We start from the raw sequence: 24,984 nt of genomic DNA, 5'->3' as shown, positions 1-24,984 counted from the left end.
CGCTTAAAGAAGCTAATGGTGTGCTCGGGAGGGCGGTTGCTTACTTGGTAGGTGGACGAGCGTGTGAAGCAAGTCTTTCAAGAGCTCGTTTTAATGCGGGGTTGGTGGTGTCTTCGGCGCAATCAGCTAATGTTTTGCCTGCATCTAATGACAAATTGCGAGTATTGCGGGCAGGAGCGACGATGGGCCGTACTGGGCGAACTTTAAACGTGAAGCCATTCACGCCTTCAAAACCAGGCAGCTGGTGCAGCAGCTCTAGCAGGCGGCGCTGTTCGAAGCGCAGCCAGGTCAGCCAGCTGGCTTGGCCGCTAATAACGGTTAGGCGTCCATCGCGAAAGCCGCCCACGAAGATATGTTCGCGCATTTCTTCGGGTAAGTGGGCTCGCAGGTGGCGCTGCGCCTGATCGATTAGGCGAGATAGGCGCATTAACTGGCTAATATCACCGGACTTTGACAGCAGACGGGCGATGGGCTGTGCGTGAGAACGCTTAACCTTTATACTCATACGCTTAATTCCTAGGTACCCCTAAATCGTCACATCGGCGGATCCAAGCCGATTACCCATTTGCAGAGCCTACCACGCTCAGGAGCCGGTCTACAGCATGTCGCCCACGCTTGAAGTACAAACTGCTTTGCCGCGGCGCCAACGCCGCTACGGTATAGCACGTTGGTGGCTGGCTGGTTTGCTAGTAAGTTGCCTTCTACCTGCGAGCTTAAGCCCCGCGGACGCTTTTCGCGGCGGCGAGCGCAACGTTACTATCTGTTTTTGGGTGCCTGCTATTTTACGCGCCCAGTCGCACTGGGTTGCCAAAAGGCGTCGCGCACTGCGCCGCTGGTCTCAGCATCGCCGTAGTGTGACGCCTATTCGGGCGCGATTTAACTGGCTTGCCCCGCTAACAGCCCTTGTCGCGGCGAGCGATGTTTTGACCCAGCGCGGTCCGCCCTCATGCCGAGTTCGTTGATAAGGCTACTTTGTCTCTGCTCTTGAATAAAAAGAGCTTGCAGAAAAAAAGGGTAGCTCCTGAGGGGGCGCTCGTGAATATCTGGATACTTCATGCTTAATAATTTGTTACGTAAAGTCGTCGGGTCTAAGAATGACCGCGAAGTAAAACGCATGCATAAAAATGTGCCGCAGATTAACGCTCTGGAAGCGGAGTTTGAGGCTCTTACCGATGCTGACTTACAGGGTAAGACTGCCGAGCTTCGTCAGCGCCTGGATGCGGGCGAACCGTTAGATAGCTTGCTAGCGCCAGGGTTTGCTATCGTTCGCGAAGCCAGTAAGCGCGTGATGGGGATGCGCCACTTCGATGTCCAGATGGTCGGTGGGATGACGCTGCACCGTGGCCGTATCGCTGAAATGAAAACGGGCGAGGGTAAAACACTTGTCGCTACGTTGGCGGTTTATCTCAATGCGCTGACCAGTAAAGGCGTGCATGTCGTTACCGTGAACGATTACTTGGCGCGTCGTGATGCTGAGTGGATGCGTCCGCTTTATGAGTTTCTAGGCCTGAGCATAGGCGTTATTTTCTCTGGTCAAACCGGTGAAGAAAAGCGCCATGCTTATCAGTGCGATATAACCTATGGCACCAACAACGAGTTTGGCTTCGATTACCTGCGCGATAACATGGCATTCTCGTTGGAAGATAAAGTGCAGCGTGGCCTGCATTTCGCGATTGTCGATGAGGTTGACTCGATTCTTATCGATGAAGCGCGCACGCCGCTGATTATCTCTGGGGCGGTCGATGAAAATACCGATCTTTATAAAGTAGTTAACGTACTTGCCCAGCAGCTTGAGCAAGGCGAAGCATCTGAAGATGAAGATGCCCCGGTAACCGGCGACTTTGTTGTTGATGAAAAGCAAAAACAAGTCGAGCTGACCGAGCAGGGACACAACAAGGTTGAAGAGCTCATGCGAGCTGAAAACCTGTTGGGCGCCGAAGAGTCCCTTTACGCCGCACAAAACCTTAATTTGCTGCAGCATATGCATTCAGCACTGCGTGCTAGCTATCTGTATAGCCGCGACGTTGACTACATTGTGTCGGAAGGTCAGGTGGTGATTGTTGATGAGCACACCGGCCGCTCAATGCCAGGTCGCCGCTGGTCGGAAGGCTTGCATCAAGCCGTTGAGGCAAAAGAAGGCGTCACCGTGCAGCGTGAAAGCCAAACGCTGGCATCGACTACTTTCCAGAATTACTTCCGGCTGTACGAGAAATTAGCTGGGATGACGGGCACGGCCGATACTGAGGCGTTTGAATTCCGCCAGATTTATGGCCTAGACGTGATTGTTATCCCGACCAATCGGGCGTTGGCACGTAAAGACCTGAACGACTTGGTTTACTTGAGCGCTGAAGAAAAATATGAAGCGATCATTAAGGACGTAAGAACGGAGACGGAAGCAGGGCGCCCGGTCTTAGTTGGTACTGCTTCGATTGAAACATCGGAATATCTGGCCACGCTGATGCGCGAAGCAGGACTCACGTTTAATGTCCTTAATGCTAAGCAGCACCAAAGTGAAGCTGAAATCATTGCTCAGGCTGGCCGCCCAGGCGCGATTACGATTGCCACCAACATGGCGGGTCGGGGTACCGACATTATGCTTGGGGGTAACTGGGAGGCTGAAGCTGCCAAGCTGCATAACCCTAGCCAAGCGCAAATTGATGAGCTGAAGGCCGAGTGGAAGGTGCGTCATGATGGCGTGTTGGCTGCTGGCGGTTTGCACGTTGTGGGGTCGGAGCGTCACGAGTCACGGCGTATCGATAATCAGCTGCGTGGCCGTGCTGGACGTCAAGGTGACCCCGGTTCAACGCGTTTCTTCCTGTCGCTTGAAGATAGCTTGATGCGCCTGTTTGGCTCTGATCGTGTTAAGCGTTTGATGCAGGCATTAGGTCTTGAGCGAGGTGAAGCTATTGAACATAAGATGGTTTCCAACGCCGTTGAACGTGCGCAAAAGAAAGTCGAAGGTCGCAACTTCGATATTCGTAAGCAGCTGCTGGAATACGATGACGTTGCCAACGATCAGCGTCGTGTGATCTATGAGCAGCGTAATGACATTCTTGCGGCAGACAACGTCGCTGACGCCGTTATTGGTATTCGCGAAGAGGTAATGGAAGAGGCGATTAACGACTATGTGCCTCCTCAGAGTCTGCCTGAGCAGTGGGATTTGCCTGGCTTAGAAGCGCATCTCAAAACGGAATTTAATCTTGATGTGCCCGTCGTTAAATGGGCCGCAGAAGATGAGCGTTTCGGCGAGGAGCAGCTGCGCGAGCGCCTGCAAACGATGCACCGTGAAGCCTATGCCGCCAAAATTGATGCGGCGGGTGAAAAACTCATTCGACGCTTTGAAAAGCAGGTAATGCTGCAAGTGCTAGACACTCGCTGGAAAGAGCACCTGCAGTCAATGGACCACCTGCGTCGCGGTATTCACCTGCGCGGCTATGCTCAAAAGAACCCCAAGCAGGAGTATAAGCGCGAATCGTTCGAGCTATTCCAGCACCTGCTGACCCATATCAAAGCCGACGTAACGCGTATTCTTAGTCACGTTCAGGTACGTCAACCTGAAGAGGTAGATGCTCTTGAGCGTAGCCGGCGTGAAACGTTGGAGCGCGAAGCGACCACCGCGGCAAGCCGACATGATGACCCTGCCGACGAACAGCAGGAAAACGCCCAAGACGAGCCAGTCGTTGATGGACAGCCAGTGCGTCGTGAAGGGCCTAAAGTAGGTCGCAACGATCCGTGTTTTTGTGGCTCGGGTAAGAAGTATAAACAGTGCTGCGGCAAGCTGAACTAACGGCGAAAGCGTCTCTATATGGGCCTGCCTAAAGGAGAGAGTCATGGCAGTTGGAAATATTCCTTTTCCAGAGATGCTGCCCCTTAAAGGGGTGCGCCTGGGAACGGCAATGGCGGGTATTAAAAAGCCGGGTCGTCGTGATTTAGTAGTTATTGAGCTACCTGAGTCAGCAACGGTATCCGGTGTCTTTACCCGCAATGCATTTTGTGCGGCGCCTGTGGCAGTGGCGAAGCAGCACCTTGAGCACTGCCGTGCTCAGGGGCGCTCTCCACGCTTTTGGCTGATTAATACCGGCAATGCAAACGCCGGTACCGGTGAAACAGGCATGCGCGATGCCCACGCCAGCTGTGCAGCGCTTGCTGAGCAGGTGGGTGTTTCGGCGCAGGATGTCTTGCCGTTTTCAACCGGTGTGATTGGTGAACCGCTACCGATGGATCGCCTGTTGGCGGGCTTTGTCCCCGCCCTTGAAAGCCTGTCTAGTGACGGTATCGCCTGGCAGCATGCGGGACAGGGTATTTTAACGACCGATACTCGGGCGAAAGGTGCAACCGCGACGCTGGAGGTTCATGGCCAGCAGGTGACGATTAACGGCATTACCAAAGGGTCGGGCATGATTAAGCCCAACATGGCGACCATGTTGGGGTTTGTGGTGACTGATGCTGCCATCGAGACGCCGCTGTTAGATCGCCTGCTGCGCGAGACAGTCGACCACTCGTTTAACTGCATCACCGTGGACAGCGATACGTCGACCAACGACGCCTGCATGTTAGCGGCCACCGGCACGGGGCCTAGCATTGTCGATGAGGGTGACGTGTCGGCATTCCGCGATGCGTTGCAGGTGGTGATGACAGAGCTTGCTCAGGCTATTATTCGCGACGCAGAAGGGTCAACGAAGTTTGTGACGCTTCACGTTGATGGGGCGAATAGCCGCCAAGAGGCGCTTGATTTGGCTTTCACTGTTGCGCATTCGCCGCTGGTGAAAACCGCGCTGTATGCCTCTGATGCTAACTGGGGGCGTATTTTAGCGGCAGTGGGTAGGGCACCTGTCAGCGATTTTGACGTTAATCGTGTGGTGATTGATTTAGGTGACGTTCGCTTAGTCGAAAATGGCGGACGTGCAGCCAGCTACACCGAAGCAGCGGGAAGTGCAGTGATGGCGCAGTCTGAGATTGCTATTCGCATTAATTTGGGACGCGGTGACGAAAGTGCCACGGTGTGGACGTCTGATCTCTCCCATGACTATGTGTCTATCAACGCGGATTACCGTAGCTAACGAATTACCTCCAGCGCTGACGCGATGGCTGGGGTAAAGGGCAAACGCAGTGAGATAGCAGCGGCGGCAGTAGCGTCGCTGCGCAGACAGTGGATAAAGACGCAATGAGTGTAAAGGTGAAACGGCGGGTTCACGTCGCGGCGGCTGCAATTGTGAGCGCCGATCGGAAGCAAGTATTGATCGCTCGTCGGCCGTCAAACGTTGACCATGGCGGGCTATGGGAATTTCCGGGGGGCAAGCTTGCACCTTACGAAACCGGGCTTGAAGGCCTAAAGCGTGAGTTGCATGAAGAGCTTGGGATTGAAATTATCTGTGCCCAGCCACTGATTCGCGTGCACCATGAGTATCCTGACAAGCATATTTTGTTGGATGTATGGCAGGTGCATGAGTTTGCTGGCGAACCTTTTGGCCGTGAAGGGCAGGCAGTTCGCTGGGTGCCCATGAGCGAGCTTTCAAACTATCCCTTCCCCGCTGCTAATTTGCCTATCTTGCGTGCAGTAAGACTGCCCACCGAGTACCTGATCACTGGGGAAGAGGCTGACGATGCGCGGTTTGATGCATTTTTAGAGCGCGCGCTGCGCGAAGATCATGTCCGCTTAGTTCAACTGCGTGCAAAGCAGCTGGACGATGCGGCCTACGTTGCGCGCGCGAAGCGAGCCTTGCAAATGTGTCGCGAGCACGGCGCACGATTGCTTCTCAATGGTGAACCAGCGCTGCTAGAGCAGGTTGATGCCGACGGTATTCATCTGACCAGCGAACGTTTAATGCAGCTTGAGCGTCGTCCCATTGCGGAAAATAAATGGCTATCTGCGTCAACACATAATCAAACACAGCTGAAAAAAGCGGCGGTTTTAGGCTGCGACTTTGTCAGCCTCTCGCCGTTACGTACCACGCCCTCGCATCCGGAAGTTTCACCGCTTGGGTGGCATGATTTCCAGCAATTGGTTGAGCGTGCAGGTATGCCCGTTTTTGCACTGGGAGGCATGACCCGCTTTGACGCGAATCATGCGCGCGCCGTGGGTGCTCAAGGTATCGCGTCGATTCGCGATTTCTGGAAGTAATCTACCCGCTAGCCAACGCCAGTGTGGAATGAAAAACGCCCGCCCCTATCTTCATTGGGGCAGGCGTTTTTGTATGCTAGTGAAACGAATATTGCGCTTAACGTATGAAGAACATGCGGCTCCTAGTCACGATAGCGGCGAGTCATATCTGCGTAGGCATCCACGCGACGGTCTCGCAGATAAGGCCATATGCGTCGCGTGTTTTCACTGCGCGCCATATCCAGTGTAACCACTAGCTGCTCCGCCTCTTCTTTTGCATGCGCTAATAACTCCCCCTGCGGTCCGCAAATAAAGCTGCCGCCCCAGAACTGAATGCCGCCACCGACGCCTGAGTGGTCTGCTTCAAATCCTACCCGGTTGGCTACTATCACAGGCAGGCCATTCGCCACGCCGTGAGCGCGCTGAATAATTGTCCAAGCGTCTTTCTGACGGACTTGCTCGGCTTCGGCGTCGCTTGGGTCCCAGCCAATCGCCGTCGGATAAAGCAATAAGTCCGCGCCCGCGAGAGCCATCAGCCGCGCTGCTTCTGGATACCATTGGTCCCAGCAGACCAACACGCCCAAGCGCCCTAGCGAAGTTTCAATCGGCGTAAATCCTTCGCCGCGTGCGCTGTCGTAATCGCCTGGGGTGAAGTAAAACTTCTCGTAAAAGCCTGGGTCATCGGGGATATGCATTTTGCGATACTGACCTACGCGGCCTTTAGCCCGGTCATATACCACTGCCGTATTGTGGTATAGGCCCGGCGCACGACGTTCAAATAGCGAGCCGACCAGCACAATATCAAGCTCCTGGGCAAGCATGGCCAGGCGCTGTCCCGTTGGCCCATCAAGCGGTTCAGCCAAGTCGAACAGCGCAGGATCCTCAAACTGGCAAAAATAATGGGTGGCATGTAGCTCTTGAAGCAACACCAGTTGAGCACCTTGGCGAACGGCATCGCGAATACCTTGTTCGCTCACGGCTAGACTTTGTGCTTTATCTGGCCAAGCGGGCTGCTGAACAACGCCTACGGTTAGCGTAGTCGACATGATGACTCCTTTATCAAGTAGTGAGCGCTGCCAGCGTGCCTTGAGGTAGCTGCATGGTTAAGCAGTGTAGGCTGCCGTGTTGGCGAATAACGCTATTGCACTCGATCGGGATAAGCGTGTGCTCAGGAAATGCTAACGCTAGCGCCTGAAGTGCTGCGACGTCGACTGGGTCACCATAGGTGGGTACTAGTACGGCTTGATTGATGATCAAAAAGTTAGCGTACGTCGCCGGTAGGCGATGGCCGTCGTCTGGGTCGAAGCAGGCCTGTGGCCAGGGCAGCGCAATAAGACGGTAGGGTTCGCCATTACGTTGTCGAAAATGTTGAAGCTCTTGCTCCATCGCCGCTAGTGCCGGGTAGTGCGCGTCATTAGGATCATCGCAACGCACGTAGGCAATGGTCGCCGGATCACAGAAGCGTGCGAGCGTATCAATATGGCTGTCGGTGTCATCGCCTTCTAGATGACCGTTAGCCAGCCACAGCACGCGGTCAACGCCAAAATCTGCTGCCAGCTGTGCTTCTACGTCTGTACGCGAGAGCGTGGGATTGCGATTAGCGTTCAGTAAGCAGGCTTCGGTGGTCAGTAAGGTGCCTTCGCCATCTGTTTCGATACCGCCGCCTTCCAGTACTAAATCCCGCGACGCTATGGGACATGACCAAGCGCCTGCGTCAGCAAGTCGCTGAGTCAGTTGATTATCGTGCTCAGCGGGAAACTTACCGCCCCAGCCTGTGAAGGTGAAATCGAGCATTAGTCGCTGGCCATCGTCGTCTACGACGGTAATCGGCCCATGATCTCGCGCCCAGGTATCATCGGTGGGGGCAACGATCAGCAGCAGTCGTTCACTCGGCACTTGATAGGCTGCGAACGTGGCCGCTAAGCGTTCTTTCGTCAGCTCATTCGGTACGCAAATAAGGACGCGTTGATAGCGCGTAGTGGCCACTACAATGCGTTCAAGAGTCGCTTCGATGCAAGCAAGTAGAGGCGCCCAATCGCCGTCGTGACGAGGCCAAGTAAGCTGAATACCATCCTGTGGATGCCATTCGGGTAGTAAGCGATAAGTCATGGTAGCCAACGTCTTGAATGCCCTTTGCGAAGAGTGTATCGAGTAGATTGCAGGCAGCCTCTAGTAACACTAGCTTACTCTGCGACAAGCAGTAAATCGCCGCAATGTAGGCGGTGGCGAGGTAAGTTGCAAGCATGCGCTGTGAACCCTCACGGTGTAGACCGCTCTAATGGCTGTTTGAGCATGCAGAGACATTAAAAAAACCGTACCATGAGCGCTTATTGATAAGGAATCACGCCATGCTTGATCGTTTGCCTTTTCTGGTGGGGCTGCGCTACGTGCGCGCTAAACGCCGAAACCACTTTATTTCTTTTATTTCGCTGACCTCAATGCTGGGATTAATGCTGGGCGTTGCGGTCCTTATCCTGGTGTTGTCGGTGATGAACGGCTTCGATCATGAGCTGCGCACACGCATTTTGGGGATGGTGCCCCATGCTAAAATTGAGTCCCGGGAAGGCTTAGTTGAATGGCAGTCGTTGGCTGAGCAGTTGATGCAGCGTGAGCGGGTTATTGGCGCAGCGCCTTATGTTGAACAGCAGGGTATGTTTTCGGTCGGTGGTCGCAATCAAGGCGCCATGGTCAATGGCATTAATCCTGATTGGGAAGATAAGGTGTCCATCATCAGCGATCACATGCGTGAAGGTAAGTTGGCTGACCTTGTACCCGGTGAATGGCACGTGGTGATGGGCTCGGCACTGGCACGCAGTTTGGGTGTTGGCGTGGGCGATCGGGTCACGCTGTTAGTGCCCGAAGCATCGATTACGCCCGCCGGGGTCTTTCCGCGCTTAAAGCGCTTTACCGTCAGCGGTATTTTTAGCGTCGGCGCTGAGCTTGATGCCAACTTGGCTTATGCCAATATTGAAGATATGCAGACCCTTGCGCGTTTAGGCGATGCAGTGGGCGGCTTGCGCTTAGAATTGGATGATCTGTTTGCGGCTAGCAGCGAAACTCAGGCCATTATCAATGAGCTTGGTTCCGGCTATCGCGGCAGCGACTGGACGTTTACCCAAGGTAATCTGTTTCAAGCGATACAAATGGAAAAGCGCATGATTGCGCTACTGCTCACCGTCATTATTGCCGTAGCAGCGTTTAATATCGTTTCGACACTGGTCATGGTTGTCACCGACAAGCGGGCAGATATCGCCATTCTGCGCACTATTGGTGCTAAGCCAAGCTCGATTATGGGCATTTTTATTGTTCAAGGCATGGCGATCGGGATTATTGGTATCGCCATTGGTGTTGCGGTGGGTGTGCTGCTCGCGCTAACGATTGCGGACCTCATTGGTTGGGTCGAAGGAACGCTGGGTATTCAGTTCCTAGATGCCGGGGTTTACTTCATCAGTGATCTGCCCTCACGTCTGGAGTGGAGTGATGTCAGTCGTATCGTGTTGGCCGCTTTTGGATTGACGTTCCTATCAACGCTCTATCCTGCTTGGCGCGCAGCGCGGGTTCAGCCTGCCGATGTATTGCGCTATGAATAGTCATGAGAGCGGCAATAACGAGAGCAGCAATAAGGATGCCAGGATGTCTATGAATACGATGCCTCTGAACACACGCCAAGAAGCGGCGGTGATGCTCGATTGCCAGGCGTTAAGCAGGGTCTATAGCGAAGGGCCCCAAGAACTCACGGTGCTGGACCAGCTCAACTTGCAGGTGCGTGCCGGAGAGCGGGTGGCTATCGTCGGCAGTTCGGGGTCAGGTAAGACAACGCTATTGAATTTGCTGGGCGGCCTTGACCGCCCCAGTGAAGGCAGCGTGACCATTGCCGGAGAGCCGCTAGCAGGCTTAAATGAAACGGCGCTTGGTAACTTTCGTAATCGCTATATTGGTTTTGTGTATCAATTCCACCATTTGTTGGCGGAGTTCAGTGCTGTTGAAAACGCCGCTTTGCCGTTGATTATTCGCGGTCAGTCGAAAAAAATGGCCGAGCAGCGCGCTATGCAAATACTTGAGCGAGTAGGTATGACGCCGCGGGCTAATCATCGGCCTGGCGAGCTGTCCGGGGGCGAGCGTCAGCGCGTGGCGATTGCTCGTGCGCTGGTGACGGATCCAAACCTGGTATTAATGGATGAGCCGACGGGCAACCTGGATCAGACCACGGCAGCCACTATTTTGGCACTGATGGATGAGTTGGCAAAAGAAAGTGCCTGCGCGTTTGTCATTGTGACTCATGACGTTGGCTTGGCTGCTCATCAAGATCGCGTACTCAAGCTAGATGCAGGAAAACTAATTGAGCAAGCGCCCGCGCTTTAATCATCTAGCTTAGTTATCCAGCTCAGTCATCAAACTCTGCTTCGATGCGCGCACGCCGCTGCCGACGTTTTAGGCGGCGGCGTTTCCAATTATGAGAAACGTGCCAGCGCCAAATCAGGCGAATACCAATATTGGCGACGATAGCTAAAAAAATCGCTGTTACTAACGATCCGACAATCAGCGGCGGCATAATGTCGTGCATCTGTTCGGCAATCCAGTGCGTTGAAATCTTAGAAGGAGCCTCACGCACCGGCGCGCCGAGTATAAATGTGCCAATTCGGTAGTTGCCGTAGAAAATGAGTGGCATCGTTAGAGGATTGGTAATCCATACTAGGCCGATCGATAGCGCTAAGTTACAGCGCGTTAAACGAGCGCCCAGCGCTGCTACCACCATTTGAAAAGGAATGGGTAGCATGGCGCAAAACACGCCCACGCTAAACGCATTCGCAACGCTTCGGCGAGTTAAAAGCCACAACCCCGGGTCTGCAATCAGCGGCGCTAAAAACCGTAATGAGCGCTGTTTCCTGATAGTGTCGGGTTTGGGCATGTAGCGCTGCAGGAATCGGCGCGGCATAGCGGACACTCTTACCTATCGATCTCGCCTATTATCCATATAGCGTCGCCCTTAAGCTATGCTGGGCAGTGAATGAACCAACACAAAGGAGAGCTGCATGCGGTTCGGTGTTGCTATGCCAGCCGCTTTTGCGGCATTGAGCGGGGGATTTTTTGCTTGGTATAGCACTTTGGTAGGGGTGACATCCAGCGCGCTCGGGTGGGGCTTTGTGGCTACGTTATTGGTGATCACGTGGCGCCCACGTTTTGGTATTTGGCTTTTAATCGGTCTCTGGGTGTTTGTTAACGTACAGCGCGAGTGGTCTGGCCGCCTGCCGGCCGGGTTAAGCGGTGAAGATGTCGTTGTTGAAGCAACCGTTTTAACAGCTCAGCCGCTCTCTGTACCATCCTCTCAGGCTACTCGGCTATTGCTTGCGCTTGATACGTGCCATAGCCCGGCGCAGCGACCTAGCTGCTCGGCACTTTCCAAAGTGCGGGTATCGGCCTATAGCGATGAGGTGTTTAAGCCAGGGGAGCAGTGGCGAATGACGCTGCGTTTGCGTCCTCCTAACGGTTTTGCCAATCCGTATGCCTTCAATTTTGAGCAATGGCTCTGGCGAGAGGGTATTCATGCGACGGGGTATCTGCGTCAGGATCCCCCGCCTGAACGACTATCGACCGCTAGCATCTCCTTACGCCAGCTAGCGCTAAGCTTCTTATCACAACAAGCACTCAACGAACGCACCCAGCGTTGGTTGGCGGCGCTGACGCTGGGTGAAAGCGGTCAGCTGACACAAGATGATTGGTCGCTACTAAATGCCACCGGCACCACCCACTTGGTGGTGATTTCGGGATTGCACGTTGGCTTGGTAGCTTCGTTTGTACTGCTATTAGCAAAGCTCGCTGCACGGCTATTAACTCCCGGCAACTGGCGCATGCGAGTCTGGCCATGGTGGGCAGCAGCAGTGGGCTGCGTTGCATACGCCCTGCTCGCGGGAATGGCGCCGCCCGCTATGCGAGCAATGGTGATGACGCTAATTGGCCTGTGGATACTTAGTGGCCGACATGCCCCCGGCGCTTGGCAAGCATGGTGGCTGGCACTCGCGCTAGTGCTGTTGTTTGATCCTTTGGCTTTATGGCGGCCTGGTATGTGGCTGTCCTTTGTTGCCGTCGCATGGTTGATCGTTATTTGGCAGGGGCGTCAACGCCCGCGGGGTATTAAAGGGTGGTGCTGGGCGCTGATCCGAACGCAATTACTCTTAGCCCCGCTCATGGCTGCCGCGGTGCTGGTGGCGTTTGGCAGAGTAGCCCCGATGGCTCCGCTGATTAACTTAGTTGCCGTGCCCTGGGTTAGCTCGATCATGGTGCCTACGGCGCTATTAGGCTGGCTGCTAGCGCCATTTCCTCTCGTGGGCCATGTGGCGTGGTGGATATTTGAGGCAGCGCTCAACGTTTTTCATCTTTTACTGACACTGTCGTCGCAACAATGGCCGCTTTGGGAGCCTGACCGGTTGCTGACGTATCCGCTAGCCTTTGCACTGCTGCTATTGTCACTGTGCTGGGGGTTGCCGGGTATTCTGCCTGTACTACGGTTGCTTTCGACCGCGCTGATAGTCTCGTTGCCTTGGTGGTCGCTTGCGCCGCCGTTTGCGCAAGGCGTTATTAGAGTGAGCGTGCACGATGTGGGCCAGGGGCAGTTGATCGAGCTGCGTAGCCAGAATTATCGTCTTCTCTATGATGCCGGGCCGCGGTTTAGAGGTGGGTTTATGCCCTTAGAGACGCTGTGGTCGCCGGGGCAGCGTTTTGATCAAGTGATTATTAGCCACGCCGATAACGACCACGCAGGAGGGGTTGAGGCGTTACTCTCTGATCATCAGGTCAATCAGTGGCTGGCCCCCTTGGGGGAATCACTGCCCGTGCCAAGCGTTGCATGCGCGCGAGGCCAGGCATGGGAGCGCGATGGGGTTGGCTTTCGTATTCTCTGGCCACATGCCGGTGCTAATACGCTTTCTGCTAACGACCGCTCCTGCGTATTGGAAGTCAGCGTAGGCGAGCACAGGCTGTTGATAACCGGCGATGTTGGTGCCGACATAGAGCGACGTTTATTACAGGATGTGCGCTCGCCGGTCAGTGTGCTGGTGGCTGGGCATCACGGCAGCCGGACGAGCTCGGGCATTCAATTTGTGCGCCATACGACGCCCCGACACGTTATTTTCAGCGCAGGAAAGAGCAATCAGTTCCAGCACCCGGCTGATCAAGTGGTACGACGTTTTCGCTATGAAAATAGCTGTTTATGGAGCACCGCGCAGGATGGCGCGCTGCGTTTTTGGCTAGATGCTAACGATCTCATACAAATCAAAACGACACGTAAGCTATCTGGACAACGCAACCGGTGTTGAAGCAAGCCGCCTTGAGGTAGAATTCAGCGCACTGCACACTATTGCCAGGAGCGCGTGTGACCGATTCAAGTTGGGATGTCTATAAGCGGTTGTTGAGCTACGTTAAGCCACATTGGCAGGCGTTTGCGCTGGCGCTGGTGGGGTTTGTGGTTTATGCCGCATCAAGTACCGCATTGGCGGAGATGATGAAGCGCCTGATTGATGGCATTCAAAACCCAGATGCAGCCTTCCGGCTATTTCTGCCACTGTTTGTCATTATTATGTTTTTCGCCCGTGGGGTCGGCACCTTCCTCAGTACCTACTTCATGTCCTACGTTGGGCGCTATGTGATCCACACGCTGCGCTGCGATGTCTTCGCCCATTTGCTTCATCTTCCCGGCTGGTTTTTTGATCATCATTCGAGCGGCCAGCTGGTGTCGCGAGTAACCTATCACGTTGAGCAGGTGGCTGGAGCGGCCACCAAAGCAGTGACCATCATTCTTCGCGAAGGCCTCTTCGTAATTGGTTTGATTCTCTATCTGCTTTGGACGAACTGGATGTTAACACTGCTGTTTTTGGGTGTGACGCCAATCATCGCCGTGGTGGTTAGCTATGTAAGTAAGCGATTTAGACGTATTTCAAAACGCATTCAACACTCTATGGGCGATGTGACCCACATTGCCTCGGAAGCCCTTTCGGGTTATCGCGTCGTGCGTACGCATGGTGCTGAAGCTTATGAGAAGCAGCGCTTTGAGCGGGTGAGCGAAGAGAATCGCCGTCAAAGCATGAAGGAAGCCATGACGCGCGCCGTTAGCTCGCCGGTGATTTTGATGCTCGTGGCTATCTCCATGGCGCTGCTGGTTTGGCTTGCCATGTCGCCCTCGCTAATGGCCAGCATGACGCCCGGTGAGTTCGTGGCGTTTATTACAGCGGCAGCGCTGATGATTAAGCCAGTGCGCCAACTGACTGAGATTAATGGTGAGATCCAGAAAGGACTGGCCGCGGCATCGGAGCTGTTTGGACTGCTGGATATGTCGCCGGAACAGGACACTGGAAAGCACATAGCCAGCCGTTTAAAAGGCGATGTCGTGATTGATAACGTCAGCTTTCGCTACGCCGACGACCAGCCTGACGTGCTGCATGACATTAACCTTCACCTGGCACCTGGAGAGTTAGTCGCCATCGTCGGGCGCTCGGGGAGCGGAAAATCGACACTGGTCAGCCTGTTGCCGCGTTTTTATCGGTCTAGCCAGGGCGCGATTACTATTGATGGCATCAATGTTGATGACTACGCGCTTGGGCCGCTGCGTCAACAGATTGCGCTGGTCTCTCAGCAGGTGACGCTATTTAATGCCTCGATTGCCGATAACATTGCCTACGGCGTGGCTAATCCTGATATGCAGGCGATTAAAGCCGCCGCTGAGGCTGCCTATGCGCATGAATTTATCGATAAACTGCCCAACGGCTACGCCACCACGGTCGGTGAAAATGGCGTTATGCTGTCAGGCGGGCAGCGTCAGCGTTTGGCAATTGCCAGAGCCATCTTTAAGGATGCGCCGCTGCTAGTATTAGATGAAGCAACGTCAGCACTGGACACTGAATCTGAGCGCTATATTCAAAAAGCCCTTGAGCGTGTTTGTGAGGGGCGTACCACGCTGGTCATCGCACACCGGCTTTCGACTATTGAGCGAGCCGACCGAATCGTGGTGATGGATCAAGGGCGTATCATCGAGGAAGGCTCCCATCAGGCGCTGCTAGAAGCGGACGGTGCCTACGCGGCGCTGTATCAACTACAGTTCCAAGAAGCGGTATGAAGCTGCCTGCGAAAACGCTAGCAGAACGATGGCTGAAAGGCGCTTATCAAGGCAGCCGCTGGCTAGCGGTACTTAAGCCGCTAGGGGCGCTTTACCAGCGGGGCATGGCGCGTCGTGAACAAGCCTACCGTCGCGGAAGAAAAACCTCATGGAAGGCACCTGTGCCGGTCATTGTGGTTGGCAATATCACCCTTGGCGGAACGGGTAAATCCCCCTTGGTGGCCTGGCTTGCTAGCTGGCTGGTAGGGCAGGGCTTCACGCCGGGGATTGTGACGCGCGGCTATGGCGGAAAAGCGCCGTACTATCCACTGCGAGTGACGGCCACTACGAAGGTGGTGGAAAGTGGCGATGAGCCGCTTATGCTGGCACAGCAAACCGGGCTGCCGGTGGTGGCAGATCCCAATCGCGTGCGGGGTGTCCAGGCACTGATAGCGGCGGGATGCGATATTGTTCTCAGTGACGATGGTTTGCAGCACCTGGCATTGGCTAGAGATATCGAACTGCTCGTTGTTGATGGCGCCCGCGGCCTTGGTAACGGTTATTGCCTGCCGGCCGGGCCGCTGCGCGAATCGTCTAGTCGGCTGCAGCGAGTCGATGCGGTGATCGTCAATGGGGATTTAAAGCAGCCGCTGCCCGTTGCGCCGGTCACTCATATGCAGCTGGCGCCGGTGTGTTGGCGACGCCTGGCAGACGGCACCCGCTTTCCGTTAACACCTTTGCCGTTTGCATTGCCGGTGCATGGCGTGGCGGGCATCGGTCATCCCGAGCGTTTTTTTCGAACGTTATCTACCCTCGGAGTCGAGGGTGACTGGCACCCGTTAGCAGACCATCAGCGTTTCAGTGCTGAGGCGCTAAGCTTTGCAGAGTCGCGGCCAGTGGTGATGACGGCCAAAGACGCCGTAAAGTGTTATGACCTGGCACCGCCCAATAGCTGGATATTAGACGTGGAAGCGACGCTTCCATCCGAATTTGAGCACTGGCTGGCAGCGCGACTGTCGGCACTTTCCTAAAGGAGACGTTCGCATGGATAAGGAACTGCTGGCAATGCTGGTCTGCCCGTTGTGTAACGGTAAATTAAAATATGATCGTGAGGGGCAAGAGCTTCGCTGCCATTACGATGGCTTGGCCTATCCCATTCAAGAAGGCATCCCTGTCATGCTACCGGAAGAAGCCCGCGCAATGGATGCCGATGAAAAGCTGCCTACGTCGCCGGGACGCACTGGAGACGCTTAATGGCTGTTACTGATTTTACGGCGCCTGACGTCACCTTTCCTGAATTTACCGCTGTTGTACCCGCGCGCTATGGCTCTTCCCGGTTACCCGGTAAGCCGCTGCTTGAGATTGCCGGTGAGCCAATGATCGCGCACGTTTGGCGGCGTGCTTGCCAAAGCCATGCTAGTCGGGTGGTGATTGCAACCGACGATGCGCGCATACGCGATGCTATGCAGGCTTATGGCGCTGAGGTGATCATGACGCGCGATGATCACCCTTCTGGCACTGATCGCTTGGCCGAAGTGGCGAATAGTTTGGCGTTGCCGGCGGATGCGCTGCTGGTTAACGTCCAGGGCGACGAGCCGTTGATTCCTCCAGCTTTGATCGACCAGGTGGCTTTGCGCCTGGCTGAGGACCAAGAGGCATCGATAGCAACGCTGGCAGAGCCGATTAGCGACGTGGCGTCGCTGTTTAATCCCAATGTAGTCAAGGTGGTGCGCACTCTACAGGGGCGAGCGCTGTACTTTTCTCGTGCGCCGATTCCCTGGGATCGCGAGCATTTTAAACAGCCGCCCACGCTACTAGCGAGCGATCAATGGCTGCGTCATATCGGCATTTATGCTTATCGTGTGCGTTTCCTAGAGGCGTATCTCGATTGGCCAGCGTCGAGTCTTGAGCAGCTTGAACAGCTCGAACAGCTGCGTGCACTACAGCATGGTCACGTTATTCAGGTGGCTTTAGCCTGCGAAGTAAATCCCGCCGGTGTCGACACCGCTGAAGATTTGGAGCGAGTACGGGCGCTATTTGCCGAGCCAAGTGTTTAAAGTGGCTGCATTGGATATGACTCGTCATGTTGATCTCACTTCCGCCAATACGCTGGCGCTACCATGCCGGGCTGAGCGTTTTTCAGCCCCAGGTACCTTGTCCGCGCTGCGTAGTACCCTCGCGAAGGCGCGCTGCCAGGGGTGGCCAATCACGCTATTAGGCGGCGGCAGTAATGTGCTACTGCCCGAGCAGTTACCGGGCTTGACGGTACGTCCGGCGCTTAGTCAATGGTGGCTCAGCCAGCAGCAGGGCCATGTGCTAGCGCATGTGGGCGCGGGCGTAAACTGGCATGCCTTAGTAATGGCGACCGCCCGGCGAGGGCTGTGGGGGATCGAGAACCTTGCGCTGATCCCTGGTAACTGCGGAGCGGCGCCGGTACAGAATATTGGTGCCTACGGTGTAGAGCTTGCCGATACGCTTCAGTCGGTGCAGGTCATGGAGCTTGCCTCCGGCCAACTTGCCTGGTTAAGCGCGCAGGAATGCCAGTTTGGCTATCGCGACAGCGTGTTTAAAGGGGCGATGGCGGATAAAGTAGTCATTACTCAGTTAGTTCTGCGTTTATCACGAAAGCCTGCCCCGCAGCTTGGCTATGGTGATCTTGCCGCTCGATTATCGTCGGTGCCCACGCCGCTTGAGGTCGCTGAGGCGGTTTGTACGATTAGGCGTGAAAAGTTGCCTGACCCAAAGGTGCTTGCCAATGCAGGAAGTTTTTTTAAAAACCCTCTGATATCGGATGAGCAGGCTGCTCATTTGCTATGCCAGTATCCTGACATGCCGCATTTCCGCCAAATGAAAGGGCAGACAAAGCTGGCGGCTGGGTGGTTGATTGACCAGTGCGGTTTAAAGGGGATGCGCGATGGTGCCTTTGGGGTTCATCAACATCAGGCGCTGGTGCTGGTGCATTTTGGTGGCGGCGATCGCCATGGCTTGATGAAAATAGCCAGCTACATTGCTGCTCAGGTGGAGGCACGCTTTGGCGTACGACTATCGCCAGAACCGCGTTTAATTAATTCTTAAATCTGCCCTAAACTGAGCGGCGTTAATACATAAGCTAATGCAAATACGAAACAAAAAAATCCCCGCCGAAGCGGGGATTTTTGCTGTTGCCACACACCATTAAATTATTCTGGGAGCGTGTCTTGCTGTGCCTGTTTACGTTTCTCGCGTGGATCGTTGTGCGCACGAGTGCGGCGACGAGGCTTCGGCATGTCTTCAATAGGTGCCTCAACAGGTGCTTCAACAAATACCTCAGCAGGTACTTCTTCAGCGGTCGTTGTCTCAGCTTGCACTTCGCTGGCTAACGGGAGGCTGGGCTGGGGCTCTGCTTGTGCTGTTGGTGCAGAGTTAGCCTGTTGCTCAGCGCCTTGCAATATCTCGCTAGGCTGTTCCTCAACCGCCGGCGCTGGCTGTTGAGCTTCAACGGTATGTTCAGAAACGCTAGAAGTGGCTGCTTGCTGGTGCGTTTCTTCAGCGTCGCTGGAAGCGGTCTGGCTATTACTGCTTGGTTCGCTCTGATCCACGCTGTTGATCTGCTCGACAGCGCGCGGTGTTTCAGCGCGTTCAGGCACGACGGGTTCGTCAACGTGGAGCGCATGTTGACTTGCCGGGGCGTGCTGAGCGTCTGGCTGCTCCGTGAGCGTTTCAGCTTCGGTCGCTGCTTGCGAAGGCTCTTCCGCAGGCGCGTTGCTGGCTGGCGTCACCGGCTCGCTTGGTTTAGCAAAGGCGTCTTGCAGCTCAGTAGTTTCTGCCTCGGGCGCTGTCGTAGCCGCTTTCGGCTGGCGGCGCTGGTGCGTTGATCTGCGCGCTTTGGCATTCTCCGCCACGGAGCGTTCAGCCGTCGTCGTGTTGTCAGCGTCATTGTCGTTATCCGCCAATTTCGCCGTCTGTGCTTCGCTAATAGGCACTTCACTGGCCACTGCGGGCCGTTCGATTGGCGTTGGCGTTGGCGTTGGCGTTGGCGTGGCCTCTAGTGCTTCGCTGGGCGCTTCGGCCTGCAGTTTTAGCTGCTCGGCTTCTGCCTGAGGATTAATGGCCTGTGTACGCGAACGATTACGCGGGTTGTTACGCGTACGCTTGGGCTTATCGTCATCCTGCTGGACTTTCGGCTGAGCAGTAGCGTTAGCCGGCTGTTTAACCGCTTCCTCACGGTGATTATCGCGCGCAGGTTCGCGCCGCGGCTCTTTCTGGGCGGCGGGCTTGCTAGCAACATCATTGCTGTGGCTGTCTTTTGCGGTATTAACGCTGTCTTGCGCAGTGTTTTCGTTTTGCTGAGGATGGCGGCGACGATTACGCGTGCGGCTAGGGCCACTGCGTTTATCGCTATTATCATCACTCACCGAGCGTGGCGTGTTGCTGCGCGGCTCAGCCTTTTGCTCCGTTTTGGCAGGACTTTCGCTGCGCGATTCGTTTCTGCTGTCATTGCGCTCACCGCGCGCAGGGCGCTGACGAGACTCGCTGTTACGCTGACTGTTTCTGCGCTCACTTGGACGACGTGGCGCTGGCGTTTCAACCTTCGCCGCAGCCGCTGGCTCAGCGGACGTATCGTCGCTGCCTAAAAGCTTTGCAAAGCCGCGCATGAAGCGACCAATAACGCTAGGCTGCTCGCTAGGGACTACGGCTGCTTTGGTCGCAGTAGGCGCGGCAGCAGGCGCTGTTTCTTCAGTTTGTAGCGACGCTGGTGCCGGTGCGTTGTGAGTAACGCTTTTCACGGCAGCTTCAGCACGTTGAGCGGGAGGGACAAAGCTCGGTGCAGGTTCTTTACCTACTTCGGTATCCGTAGACAGCTCAAAGCTTGAAAGGCTTTGGGTGTCGTCTTCATCCAGGTGGTCATCACGCAGGCGCTGGACATCGTAATGCGGCGTATCCATGTCAGGATTAGGCAGCAGCACTACGCGAACACCCTGGCGAGATTCAAGATCTGCCAGCACGCTACGTTTTTCGTTGAGTAAGTAGGTGGCGACCGGTACCGGCAGAATGGCGCGAATCTGCGCGCTATTCTCTTTCATGGCCTCTTCTTCAATCAGGCGCATGATGGAAAGCGAGAGCGAGCGCACGTCGCGAATGGTGCCCTGGCCATTACAGCGCGGGCAAACCACGCCACTGGTTTCACCCAGCGAAGGGCGCAGGCGCTGACGAGACATTTCCATCAAGCCAAAGCGCGAGATGCGGCCGATTTGCACTCGCGCACGGTCTAGTTTGAGCGCGTCACGCATGCGGTTTTCAACGTCACGCTGGTTGCGCGCAGGTCCCATGTCGATGAAGTCGATAACCACCAAGCCACCGATGTCGCGCAGGCGCAGCTGTCGAGCGATTTCATCGGCTGCCTCGGAGTTGGTCTGTAGCGCGGTTTCTTCAATGTCGCTGCCGCGGGTGGCGCGGGCAGAGTTAATGTCGATGGAGACCAGGGCCTCTGTGTGATCGATGACAATCGAACCACCAGACGGCAGCTTTACTTCGCGCTGATAGGCTGTCTCGATTTGCGATTCGATCTGGAAGCGCGAGAACAGTGCGACTTCATCAGCGTAAAGTTTAATTTTTTGCTGATATGAGGGCATAACTTGGCGGATAAAGCCCAGCGCTTCGGCATGAACCTCTGGGCTATCGATCAATACTTCGCCGATGTCCTGGCGTAGATAGTCGCGCATGGCGCGGATGATGACGTTAGATTCACGGTAGATTAGGAACGGAGCCGGGCGTTTAGCAGCTTCCGTTGTGATGGACTCCCATACTTGAACTAGGTAATCCAGATCCCACTGCAGCTCTTCTGGGTTGCGGCCGATGCCTGCGGTGCGCACTATCAGGCCCATTTTGTCCGGCACGGTCAGCTGGCCCATAGCATCTTTGAGCTGGCTGCGTTCGTCGCCTTCAATGCGGCGCGAAATGCCGCCGGCACGAGGATTGTTCGGCATTAAAACTAAAAACCGGCCTGCTAAGCTGACAAATGTTGTCAGCGCGGCACCTTTGTTGCCACGCTCTTCTTTGTCGACCTGAACGATGACCTCTTGGCCTTCTTTGAGCACTTCTTTAATGCTCGGACGTCCGGAAACGTCTTTAACGAAGTACTCGCGAGAGATCTCTTTAAGCGGCAAAAAGCCGTGACGGTCGGCGCCGTAATCGACAAAGGCAGCTTCTAGTGAAGGTTCTACACGGGTAATTTTGCCGCGATAGATATTAGCTTTTTTCTGTTCTCGAGCGCCGGATTCGATGTCTAAATCGTACAGGCGTTGTCCATCAACCAAGGCGACACGCAGCTCTTCAGGCTGGGTCGCATTAATAAGCATCCGTTTCATGTTGTCTCACATAGCGTTAAGTGCCGGCGAACTACCTACGGCATGGCGTAGGTGAATCGCTGGTTGCTGAGTGCTTGTGCTCGGCGCATAGCTATGCTGACGCGTAAAACCGGGAAGGCGTCATCGCCGACCCGGCCAATAGGGCGTTGAGTACGTGGCGGAGGCAGGACATGTTCCGGTGGCTGTCACGTCCATCCGGCCCTGCTGACACCGCCAACACCTGGCATTCATCGATTCACCAACGCCGGCCACCGGCACAGCGTTGAACTTGTCGTCCTGAGTCAGTCGGCACCTTGTGACGAAAAAGGAGGGGCTGCTCAGCACGTAGCGTTTTTTAAGTTTCTACCCGCCGTTGAGGGCTGGGCTTTCGTTCATCTGCCGACAAAAAGAACGGGCGGCAGATTTGCTGCATTTTTAGATCATATTTCGATGCCGGAAAAACGGGCAATGCGTACACTGGTGCCGCTTTTCGTGCTCAGGCCTGCGTGTTTGTCGGGCAGGCGCATTAACCAAACTCAGCATTGATACATTCTGCTAAGTAATTTTGCCAATTAGCTATTGATCAGCTAGTGATAGCGCTAGATAAGACAGCTTTCTGCGCTAGGCTGGTGAGCATTTTTGAATATAACAGTAAAGACAACGACCAGCAATTGACGCAATGCTCTTGGGTCTACGCTAGAATGCCGTTTTTAGCCTGACGTCATAGAGTAACAGCAGGAGTAAGCAAGTAATGTCCGAAGGGCGTGAAGTACAGTGGGTGGATATTGCCCCGGAACAAGCAGGGCAGCGAATTGATAATTTTCTCATGACACGTTTGAAGGGAGCGCCGCGGGCGCTTATCTATCGGATCGTGCGCAAGGGTGAAGTCCGCGTTAATAAAAAGCGCGTTAAGGTGGATTATCGGTTGCAGGCCGGGGATTTGGTCCGCGTGCCGCCGCTGCGTTTGGCGCCGCGTGAAGCGGTTAAAGAGGTCAGTGATAATCTGCGTGATCTGTTAGTCGGCAGCGTTATTATGGAAGGCCCCGATTGGATGGTGCTTAATAAGCCCTCAGGGCTGGCAGTGCACGGTGGCAGCGGCGTTAAAATTGGCTTGATCGAAGCGCTGCGTCAAGTGCGTGATGATTTGAGTTTCTTAGAGCTGGTTCACCGGCTTGATCGCGATACGTCAGGCTGTTTGCTGCTTGCTAAATCCCGCGATGCGCTAGTGACGCTCAACGAGTCATTAAAAAAGCACGGCATGGATAAGCGCTACTTAGCCCTAGTGAGCGGGCGCTGGCCTGCGCGCAAAACCTATGAAAGCGCTCGTCTGGACCGGTTTGATGCAGGTAATGGGGAGCGGCGGGTTAGGGTTGACCCTAACGGGAAGGTGTCGCGGACGCATTTTTCGGTGGTTGAAGCGTTTGAGAAAGTCACCCTGATCGAAGCTGAGCCGGTGACGGGGCGCACGCATCAAATTCGCGTTCACGCTGCCCATGCAGGCCATGCGCTGCTGGGGGACGATAAGTACGCCACCCGTGAAAGTGGCTTTCTTACTAAGCAGCTAGGGCTGGGGCGACTTTTCTTGCATGCCCGTGCGCTGACCTTTCCTGAGCCTACGAATGGCCGCCCGGTAACGGTTAAAGCACCGCTGCCAGAGGTTTTGGAAGAAACCCTCAAGCGCGCCCGTCGATAAGCGGCCCTTTGTTTATATGCCTGCCAAGAAGGATCTGTAATGCAGTACGAACTGATAATATTTGATTGGGATGGCACGCTGATGGACTCGGTGCCGCGTATTGTCTCGTGCATGCAGGCTGCTGCCTTAGAGGCAGAGTGGGGCGCGCTCTCAGCGCCGGACGTTGAGGATATTATCGGCCTAGGCCTGCCCGAGGCGATTGCTAAACTTTGCCCAGGCATTCTTCCGGCTCAGGCGGAGCGCCTTCGCGAGCGTTACTCGCACCATTTTGTGCACGCTGACGCAACGCCAATGATGTTTTTTGCCGACGTAGAAGCGCACATTGCTCGTCTGCGCGAACGCGAGGGGCAGCGCTTGGCGGTGGCGACGGGCAAAAGTCGCCGTGGTCTTGATCGCATTTTTGCGGAGACGGGAAGCGGTGCGTGGTTTGAATCTAGTCGTACGGCGGATGAGACGCGCTCGAAGCCCCATCCGCAAATGCTTGCCGAGCTGTTGTCAGAGCTTTCGGTCCCGGTTGAGCGGGCGGTGATGGTAGGCGATACCGAGTACGACTTGGAAATGGCACGAGCGATTGGTATGGATCGCATTGGAGTAACCTATGGCGTGCATACGCCAGAGCGCCTATCGCTGAGCCATCCTAAGTGGTTGGCGCATAGCGTCGATGAGCTTTTTGAGCGATTGCATGGCAAGTAGCCTGCGTCTATATAAGGGTATTTTATGAGTGACGATCGCTGGACAGAAGGTGCCGAAGTTTCATCAGAAAGCGTAGACCCAGTAGCAGGTGCGCCCGGAGACGACGCTGAAACGCTGCGTGAGCGTCAACGCTTAGCCCAGGTGGACATGATGGACCGTTGGGTCGGCGGTGTTTTAACCGAGCAGCGGCGTACGCGGCGCTGGAAACTGTTTTTCCGCTTGATGATGTTCGCAGTGGTGTTAGTGGTCCTATTTGCTACGCTTTATGGGCTGTTTTGGAACAGTCCTAGCTCGACCGCACCTACCCAGCGCCATTTAGGTATTGTGGCGGTGAATGGCGTGATCGCCAGTGATTCACCTGCCAATGCTGAGCGTATTATTCAGGGCCTTAACCGCGCCTGGGAGGCGGAAAGCGCAGCCGCCGTGGTGCTGCATATCAATAGTCCTGGCGGTAGTCCGGTGCAGTCACAGCGTATCTATGCGGAGATCATGCGGCTACGAGAGCAAGGTGATAAGCCGATTATTGCGGTCATTGAAGATATCGGTGCCAGCGGTGCCTATTACATTGCCGCGGCGGCCGACGACATTGTCGCATCGCCTGTGAGCCTGGTCGGCTCAATCGGTGTTATCTATGCAGGGTTTGGTTTTGAGGAGGCTATATCTCGTCTCGGCGTTGAGCGTCGTGTGCTGACCGCGGGCGAGAACAAAGCCTTCTTAGATCCTTTTCAGCCGCTAGATGACGACGCCGAGACGTTTTGGCAGGGCGTGCTTAGCCAAACCCATCGGCAGTTCATTGACGATGTGCGTGCTGGAAGGGGCGATCGGCTCAGCGATAGTCCGGATATTTTCTCTGGCCTGATTTGGAGCGGCGAGCAGAGCCTTGAGCTTGGTTTAGTCGATCAGTTGGGTAGCCTTGAGCAGGTGGCGCGCGAGCAGGTTGGCGATACCGAGTGGATTGATTACACGCCGAGCCTTGATCCGTTTGAGCGCCTGACGCGACGCTTTGCCCAGGTTACTGCTGAGGTATTGGGCGTTCACGCCCCTAACACCCCGCTGCGCTTTTAGCTTGAGCGCGCCGGTATGGGTA

The 24,984-nt window shown here is 55.2% G+C and carries 20 protein-coding genes; 15 read left to right on the top strand and 5 right to left on the bottom strand.

All coding sequences use genetic code 11. From position 1 onward, the window contains the following. Nucleotides 1–40 precede the first annotated feature (40 nt). Entirely contained in the window at nt 41–505 is a 465-nt protein-coding gene (locus tag CIK78_RS12675) for a DciA family protein (protein ID WP_096280653.1), read from the bottom strand. 97 nt (nt 506–602) lie between these two features. Here CIK78_RS12675 and CIK78_RS12670 point away from each other — a divergent pair, with 97 nt between their 5' ends. The 4 genes from CIK78_RS12670 to CIK78_RS12655 all read left to right on the top strand — a co-directional run bounded on the left by CIK78_RS12670 (nt 603) and on the right by CIK78_RS12655 (nt 6,121). Beyond that, nucleotides 603–962 carry a hypothetical protein gene (locus CIK78_RS12670; RefSeq protein WP_096280650.1) on the top strand — a complete coding sequence of 120 codons (360 nt, stop codon included), beginning with the start codon at nt 603–605 and terminating at the stop codon, nt 960–962. Between the two features lie 92 nt (nt 963–1,054). Beyond that, a complete protein-coding gene (secA, locus tag CIK78_RS12665) occupies nt 1,055–3,787 on the top strand; it encodes a preprotein translocase subunit SecA (RefSeq protein ID WP_096280647.1) in 2,733 nt (910 codons plus the stop codon). 43 nt (nt 3,788–3,830) lie between these two features. Beyond that, nucleotides 3,831–5,060, top strand: coding sequence for a bifunctional glutamate N-acetyltransferase/amino-acid acetyltransferase ArgJ (gene argJ / locus CIK78_RS12660; protein WP_096280645.1), 1,230 nt, complete (start codon nt 3,831–3,833; stop codon nt 5,058–5,060). Between the two features lie 104 nt (nt 5,061–5,164). Continuing rightward, entirely contained in the window at nt 5,165–6,121 is a 957-nt protein-coding gene (locus tag CIK78_RS12655) for a Nudix family hydrolase (RefSeq protein WP_096280642.1), read from the top strand. 122 nt (nt 6,122–6,243) lie between these two features. On the opposite strand, the gene CIK78_RS12650 is transcribed toward CIK78_RS12655, so the two are convergent. Together CIK78_RS12650 and CIK78_RS12645 are read right to left on the bottom strand one after the other, a co-directional pair. After that, nucleotides 6,244–7,146: a carbon-nitrogen hydrolase gene (locus CIK78_RS12650; protein WP_096280639.1), complete on the bottom strand. Its 903-nt coding sequence runs from the start codon at nt 7,144–7,146 to the stop codon at nt 6,244–6,246. A gap of 13 nt (nt 7,147–7,159) precedes the next feature. Further along, a complete protein-coding gene (locus CIK78_RS12645) occupies nt 7,160–8,209 on the bottom strand; it encodes an agmatine deiminase family protein (RefSeq protein ID WP_096280635.1) in 1,050 nt (349 codons plus the stop codon). 239 nt (nt 8,210–8,448) lie between these two features. Here CIK78_RS12645 and CIK78_RS12640 point away from each other — a divergent pair, with 239 nt between their 5' ends. Both CIK78_RS12640 and CIK78_RS12635 read left to right on the top strand, forming a co-directional pair. Continuing rightward, entirely contained in the window at nt 8,449–9,690 is a 1,242-nt protein-coding gene (locus tag CIK78_RS12640) for a lipoprotein-releasing ABC transporter permease subunit (protein ID WP_096280632.1), read from the top strand. A 43-nt stretch (nt 9,691–9,733) separates the two neighbouring features. Next, on the top strand, nt 9,734–10,462 hold the full coding sequence (locus tag CIK78_RS12635; RefSeq protein ID WP_225734267.1) for an ATP-binding cassette domain-containing protein: 729 nt from the start codon (nt 9,734–9,736) through the stop codon (nt 10,460–10,462). A gap of 22 nt (nt 10,463–10,484) precedes the next feature. On the opposite strand, the gene CIK78_RS12630 is transcribed toward CIK78_RS12635, so the two are convergent. Beyond that, nucleotides 10,485–11,036: a DUF2062 domain-containing protein gene (locus CIK78_RS12630; protein ID WP_096280629.1), complete on the bottom strand. Its 552-nt coding sequence runs from the start codon at nt 11,034–11,036 to the stop codon at nt 10,485–10,487. Between the two features lie 97 nt (nt 11,037–11,133). Between CIK78_RS12630 and CIK78_RS12625 the strand changes: the two genes are divergently transcribed. Genes CIK78_RS12625 through murB form a run of 6 tightly spaced genes read left to right on the top strand, consistent with a single transcriptional unit; the run spans nt 11,134 to nt 18,260 of the window. Beyond that, nucleotides 11,134–13,413, top strand: a complete 2,280-nt coding sequence (locus CIK78_RS12625; protein WP_096280626.1) for a DNA internalization-related competence protein ComEC/Rec2 — start codon at nt 11,134–11,136, stop codon at nt 13,411–13,413. A gap of 56 nt (nt 13,414–13,469) precedes the next feature. Then, on the top strand, nt 13,470–15,206 hold the full coding sequence (msbA, locus tag CIK78_RS12620; RefSeq protein ID WP_096280624.1) for a lipid A export permease/ATP-binding protein MsbA: 1,737 nt from the start codon (nt 13,470–13,472) through the stop codon (nt 15,204–15,206). Next, nucleotides 15,203–16,216: a tetraacyldisaccharide 4'-kinase gene (lpxK, locus tag CIK78_RS12615; protein WP_096280621.1), complete on the top strand. Its 1,014-nt coding sequence runs from the start codon at nt 15,203–15,205 to the stop codon at nt 16,214–16,216. The genes msbA and lpxK overlap by 4 nt, the downstream gene beginning before the upstream one ends. 13 nt (nt 16,217–16,229) lie before the next feature. After that, on the top strand, nt 16,230–16,439 hold the full coding sequence (locus CIK78_RS12610; protein ID WP_096280618.1) for a Trm112 family protein: 210 nt from the start codon (nt 16,230–16,232) through the stop codon (nt 16,437–16,439). Further along, nucleotides 16,439–17,242: a 3-deoxy-manno-octulosonate cytidylyltransferase gene (kdsB, locus tag CIK78_RS12605; protein ID WP_096280615.1), complete on the top strand. Its 804-nt coding sequence runs from the start codon at nt 16,439–16,441 to the stop codon at nt 17,240–17,242. The genes CIK78_RS12610 and kdsB overlap by 1 nt, the downstream gene beginning before the upstream one ends. A 16-nt stretch (nt 17,243–17,258) precedes the next feature. Further along, nucleotides 17,259–18,260, top strand: coding sequence for a UDP-N-acetylmuramate dehydrogenase (murB, locus tag CIK78_RS12600; RefSeq protein ID WP_096282377.1), 1,002 nt, complete (start codon nt 17,259–17,261; stop codon nt 18,258–18,260). A gap of 104 nt (nt 18,261–18,364) precedes the next feature. Here murB and rne read toward each other — a convergent pair whose 3' ends face one another. After that, complete coding sequence (gene rne / locus CIK78_RS12595; protein ID WP_096280612.1) at nt 18,365–21,532, bottom strand: ribonuclease E; 3,168 nt, start codon at nt 21,530–21,532, stop codon at nt 18,365–18,367. A gap of 730 nt (nt 21,533–22,262) precedes the next feature. Here rne and CIK78_RS12590 point away from each other — a divergent pair. The 3 genes from CIK78_RS12590 to sppA are packed head-to-tail and all read left to right on the top strand — an operon-like array spanning nt 22,263 to nt 24,962. Further along, entirely contained in the window at nt 22,263–23,204 is a 942-nt protein-coding gene (locus tag CIK78_RS12590) for an RluA family pseudouridine synthase (protein WP_096280609.1), read from the top strand. Between the two features lie 39 nt (nt 23,205–23,243). Then, on the top strand, nt 23,244–23,897 hold the full coding sequence (locus tag CIK78_RS12585; RefSeq protein WP_096280606.1) for an HAD-IA family hydrolase: 654 nt from the start codon (nt 23,244–23,246) through the stop codon (nt 23,895–23,897). A 24-nt stretch (nt 23,898–23,921) separates the two neighbouring features. Beyond that, the gene (sppA, locus tag CIK78_RS12580) at nt 23,922–24,962 is read left to right on the top strand and encodes a signal peptide peptidase SppA (protein ID WP_096280603.1); all 1,041 of its coding nucleotides are present in this window, start codon (nt 23,922–23,924) and stop codon (nt 24,960–24,962) included. Nucleotides 24,963–24,984: the final 22 nt, after the last annotated feature.

This window comes from Halomonas sp. JB37, assembly GCF_002332255.1.
Taxonomy (GTDB): domain Bacteria; phylum Pseudomonadota; class Gammaproteobacteria; order Pseudomonadales; family Halomonadaceae; genus Vreelandella; species Vreelandella casei.
This window is presented reverse-complemented; position numbering and strand designations above follow the sequence as displayed.